Annotated in this window: 5 protein-coding genes and 1 pseudogene; 4 read left to right on the plus strand and 2 right to left on the minus strand. The window is 47.8% G+C overall.

All coding sequences use genetic code 11. The features are described 5' to 3' along the window. The coding region (locus RMO35_RS21375; protein ID WP_309744060.1) for an ATP-dependent DNA helicase at positions 1-1,517 on the minus strand (1,517 nt) is incomplete at its 3' end. Positions 1,518-1,989: 472 nt separating this feature from the next. On the opposite strand from RMO35_RS21375, the gene mgtE reads away from it, so the two are divergent. From mgtE to RMO35_RS21395, 4 genes are all read left to right on the plus strand, one after another. Continuing rightward, complete coding sequence (mgtE, locus tag RMO35_RS21380; RefSeq protein WP_309744062.1) at positions 1,990-3,336, plus strand: magnesium transporter; 1,347 nt, start codon at positions 1,990-1,992, stop codon at positions 3,334-3,336. A 62-nt stretch (positions 3,337-3,398) separates the two neighbouring features. Then, positions 3,399-3,620, plus strand: a complete 222-nt coding sequence (locus tag RMO35_RS21385) for a DUF2281 domain-containing protein (protein ID WP_309744065.1) — start codon at positions 3,399-3,401, stop codon at positions 3,618-3,620. Continuing rightward, complete coding sequence (locus RMO35_RS21390) at positions 3,620-4,006, plus strand: type II toxin-antitoxin system VapC family toxin (protein ID WP_309744067.1); 387 nt, start codon at positions 3,620-3,622, stop codon at positions 4,004-4,006. The genes RMO35_RS21385 and RMO35_RS21390 overlap by 1 nt, the downstream gene beginning before the upstream one ends. Before the next feature lie 110 nt (positions 4,007-4,116). Then, a complete protein-coding gene (locus RMO35_RS21395; RefSeq protein WP_309744069.1) occupies positions 4,117-5,112 on the plus strand; it encodes an aspartate carbamoyltransferase catalytic subunit in 996 nt (331 codons plus the stop codon). Between the two features lie 168 nt (positions 5,113-5,280). Here RMO35_RS21395 and RMO35_RS21400 read toward each other — a convergent pair. Further along, positions 5,281-5,460: pseudogene (locus RMO35_RS21400) on the minus strand (hypothetical protein); the annotation flags it as partial.

Below are 5,460 nucleotides of genomic sequence, written 5' to 3' on the forward strand. Positions count from 1 at the left end.
GAATCGAGACAATTCAATTCTAGATAACTAATTCTTCTTGCTGGAGCGAGTGAAGCTAGGACTTGTTGCCCATAAATACGCCTGTCGATCCGATTGTCGAAGATGGCGACGATTCCTTGAGACGAGCGCATGGGGGCAAGCGCTCGATGCAATATTCTTAAGCCAGTTGGTAATAAATATAGTCGAAACCAGTCCTGTTTTTGTTGTTTGTAGAAACTTACCTTGGCAGCAACTAATGGATCTTCGAGGGAGGGAATCGGTAATGTGGGGATAATCATTAATTCTGGAGTGGGCAAATCGTCTTGATGCCGTTGCCAAAATTCCCAACTGCAAACGAGGATATTTGACTCATTGAGGTCGGTGCGATCGACTTGGACTCTAGTTCCCCATTCGGCGGCGAGAATGGCTGCTATTTGAGCTTTGAGCGGTGTATCCCGGATCGGAATGACGACAAATTTGGAACGACCATTCATCAGATATAATAAGTGCTTGATTTCATCGACTAATACTGGTTGAAATTTGCTGGTATTTGGCATCGGCATCCAGCGAGGAATGTAGAGTTTAAATCGATCGCCAAGACGATCGAGGGGAAATTTAACCGAAGTGATTTCACCCAATCCTAATTCCTGGCGATAACCGCTGGCATCGGCGGTGAGATCGACGGCACTAGTTATCAAAGTTACTGGTTGATGTTGCCAAATTGGTGTTAATTTGGCAACTAGATCGGTGGGGGTAATTGACAGGGTAAATGTGCCGCGAGTGCGATCGAGCTGCGCCCACACCAGTCGCTCGGTTGCTGCTGATAACTCGCGATCGAACTGTTGCCAAGTAGGGGGCAGATTTGGCTCAGATAGATCGATTAATGCCTCGACTAGCGCTCGATCGATCGAGTCCAAGAGATAGCAGTTGTAAGGATTGGTAGGACGTTGCCACAAGTTAGCGAGTAACTGGATTTTGGTGGCGCTCGTTTGTTCCCAGTTAGCTGAAGGTTGACTCGATCGCAACTGCTCCCAATCCCGATCGGTAATACTAATTGTGAGCAATTCTTGCGCCCAGTTTTCCAAGTCATCCGCACTGTCAACGATCGTCGCTTGACTGGCAAGTGATGCGGGATGATGTAACTGTAACCGCAACCAAGATTGCGGATCGACAATCCATAAACCTGTAAATTCTGGCGCGGGCGGATTACTGCCACGATAGACTGGTTTAGAGAGATTCAACCATTGCTGGATTTGGGGTAATTCGGTATTAACCAGGCAATCTTGAAAGGCGGTGGGAATGACGATCGTTACGGATTCATGCCAAAGTAAGGCAGGAATCAAGTAACTGAGCCGATATTTACCCGTGGAGCGATGGGTAGCAATGCCAGTCTGAATCAGCGATGACTTAGAGAGCCGCAATCCCCGCGCGACTAAGCGAGCCATCGTCAGATAATGGTGCCAATCAACAATCGCAGGTTGATGTCGCAACAGATCGCGGAGGATAATATGAGTGGTGACTTCGATCGATTGGGACATAATTGATTCACTGAGATTGAGAGTAGTAAGCTCTCCAAGAGCGATTGGCGATGCTTGGTGCCAGCGATAATTGGTGGATGTTAAGCTATCGATTATCTATTATCGACGATCGCCTTTGTTGGTGCGATGTCTATAGGGAATCGATCGACAGCTATTCACTATCCACACTGTGCCTACGGCAGGCTATCGCCAACGGCTGTCGTATCGCAAAAGGCGAGGCTTTGCCAACAGTGCAAGCTATCCACTATCCACTATCCACTATTCCCTATTCCCTATCCCCTATCCCCTATCCAAAGATTGCCATCTCGATACATCCAGCGATAGGATAGAGATACCGAGATTAAATTTTTATTAAAATATCGGTATAAATTGACATGGCCGTTATGGACTACAGTCCATCTGTTTTAGAATAACAACCTTCGTGAGAATCTGATGAGCTAGTCTCCCAGACTAAAGGAGGCTAGGAGGTTTTATGCTGAGTCGAGAGGGTACGATCGAATTGTCCGAAATTACTGACTTAAATCAACTCAAGTCAGAACTCAACCATTTACCAGCCGTCGATGTCGGCGACTATATTAGTGAGTTACCACAAGAGCGCCGCGCGATCGCTTTTAGGTTACTTTCCAAGGGTTGTGCGATCGCTGTCTTTGAATATCTCCCGACTGAGATTCAAGAGGATCTGATCGAGGCGCTCCACAATACTCAAGTTTCGCAGCTAATCGAAGCCATGCGTCCCGACGATCGGGTGGCACTCTTTGACGAGCTACCCGCAGGCGTTGTCAAGCGCTTATTACCCCAGCTCAGTCCCGACGAACGGGCGGCGACGGCAACGATTATCGGTTATCCTGAAGGGACGGCGGGACGGGTGATGACGACGGAATACGTGCGACTGCGGCAAGGTTTGACAGTTGGCGAAGCGTTGGCGAAGATTAAACTAAGCGATCGCGATAAGGAAACGGTGTATTATGCCTATGTTACCGACGATAGTCGCAAGCTTCAGCAGGTAGTTTCCCTCAGACAGTTGGTATTTACCCTCCCCGATACGCCGATCCAAGATATTGCCAGCGATCGGGTGATTAAAGTTTATACCGAAACATCCCAAGAAGATGTCGCGCGGCAAATGCAGCGCTATGACTTGATTGCAGTACCTGTAGTCGATCGAGAGGATCGCTTAGTCGGGATTATCACGATCGATGATGTCGTCGATATCCTCCAAGAAGAAGCCACCGAAGACATCCAAAAACTCGCAGGTGTAGCTGGTGAAGATTCCTCCCTGTCCCCATCCTGGACGAAACTGCAAAATCGGCTGCCCTGGTTATTGGGAATCATGGCACTATCGATCGGGACATCACAAGCAATTACCCCATTCCAGGCAATTATTGCCAAAATCCCCGTCCTCGCCGTGATCATGCCGCTATTTTCTAATGTGGGTGGCTCCGTTGGTACTCAAACCCTCACTGTTACCATCCGCTCTCTAGGGGTTGGTGAAGTTAGCCCCAAAGACACACTCAAAATTCTCGGCAAAGAGCTACTAGCGGGGCTAGGAACATCACTCGGACTAGGTTTGACTATGACCCTGCTCGCGCTAATTTGGACGCTGCCAAACGAACGCTGGGTGGCATTCGTTGCAGGTACCGTGATGGCAACAAATACCATCATTGCCGTGACGATGGGGACACTAGTCCCGATGGGTTTTCAAAAGCTCAATTTAGATCCCGCTTTAGTTAGTGCGCCACTGGTGACGACATTATTAGATATGGTCGGATTTTTTCTGTTTTTATCTTTGATTACGATCGGGAGTAATGTTTTACACCTCTAGTCGATCGATGTGAGGCATCGCCTTCGGTTCGGATTATAATACTTGTAGAATTGAGGTCTGTTATGAGTCCTTTGCTAGAAAAAATTTTGGCGGATGTAGACATGTTGGAGCCGTCTGAGCGGTTAGAAGTCATTGCTCGTGTCATTGCTGGATTACAAAAATCCGATCCTTCATTACCAAAAAATAAATTGAGTCGTAAAAATTTGTTTGGTTGTCTGCGAGGACAAGTTACGATGACAGAGGATTTTAACGATCCTCTGAGTGACTTTGCTGAGTATATGTAATGAATCTATTACTAGATACACATGTTTTGATTTGGCTGGTAGAAGGCAGTGACAACTTGAGTCAATGCGCAAAGCAGGCAATTGAAGATGAGCAAAATAGCTTATCCCTGAGTATTGCTAGTTTATGGGAAATGACTATTAAAATGAGTTTGGGTAAGCTACAGCTAGGAATTCCACTCGATCGAATAGTAGAGTCTTATCTCTTACCCACCAGTATCGAAATTCTACCGATTAACCTCAATCATTTATTAGTTCTACGGGATTTACCTTTACATCATCGAGATCCTTTCGATCGGATACTTATTTCCCAAGCACAAGCGGAAGAGTTGACTCTGGTATCGGGAGATAGATTATTTGGCGATTATTTAGTCCAAATCCTTTGGTAGTTTTGCGCTCGTAATTATTAACAAAAAAAGATAGTCGAGATATTGTTGCTGGCAAATTAAAAAGGCACAAATTAAGATGCCTCCCTACCCTCTACCCTCTACCCTCTAAAATGACCTGGACGCGCCGACATATCCTATCCTTAGCAGACTTTACCCCAGCGGAGTACGATACCGTCCTCCAGACGGCGGCTAGCTTCAAGGAAGTCCTCTCGCGTCCTGTCAAAAAAGTACCGACGCTCCAAGGGCGAGTAGTTGCCAATCTGTTCTTTGAATCCTCCACCCGCACCCGCAGTAGTTTTGAATTAGCTGCCAAACGCCTCTCCGCCGATACCCTCAACTTTGCCGCAGCTACTTCTTCCCTTACCAAAGGCGAAACCATTCTCGATACCGCCAAAACCTATCTAGCGATGGGTGCCGACTTGATGGTAATCCGCCATAAACAAGCAGGAGTGCCCCACGCGATCGCGACGGCACTCGATACAATGGGGATGAAAGTCGGGATTTTAAATGCTGGCGACGGACAGCACGAGCATCCTTCTCAGGCACTACTAGATTTACTGACTATTTGCGCGACGATCGATCCGCTTAATCCGCGACTATCATTACTAAAAGACAAGAAAATTGCGATCGTCGGGGACATTCTACATTCTCGCGTGGCGCGATCGAATATCTGGAGTCTAACCGCCAGTGGTGCCCAGGTTCACCTCTGTGCGCCGCCGACCCTGCTCCCTGTCGAATTTGCAGACTATTGTCAGGAGCCACGGGAAGGGATCGATAAGTCCAATTTATTCATCCATTGGCAGGTCGAACCCGCGCTCCAAGATGCCGATTTCGTGATGACATTGCGCCTCCAGCAAGAGCGGATGACCGACCATTTATTACCCAGTCTGCGCGAGTATCATCAGCATTATGGGATTACCCGCGATCGGCTAAAATTATGCCATCCTAACGTCAAAATTCTCCATCCAGGGCCGACAAATCGCGGTGTCGAAATTACTTCCGATCTGATGGATGACCCAGCATTGAGCTTGATTGCCGAACAGGTAAATAATGGAGTAGCAATCCGAATGGCTCTACTTTACTTGATGGGCAATACCAAAGAGTAGGGAGATGTGAGATGGGAGTTGGGAGAGTAAGAAGTACAGTGTGCCAACGGCTATCGCTCACTGACCGGAGTAACAAGTAAGAAGTAACAATAGTAATCGATCGAATTTATTGAAGAACTTGGTGGTCTGTCCGTTGCTGCTTAGTGGTTGCTATACTTAGATCCTGAACTAACAAAACCCACACTCCCCCGGTGGTTGAGCGGAGCCGAAACCACACTGCCCCACCCCCCCCAACTCCCATCTCCCAACTCCCATCTCCCAACTCCCATCTCCCAACTCCCATCTCCCATCTCCCATCTCCCAACTCCCATCTCCCAACTCCCCTCTCCCCTCTCCCATCTCCCATCC

It is taken from the genome of Chamaesiphon sp. OTE_20_metabat_361 (assembly GCF_031364565.1).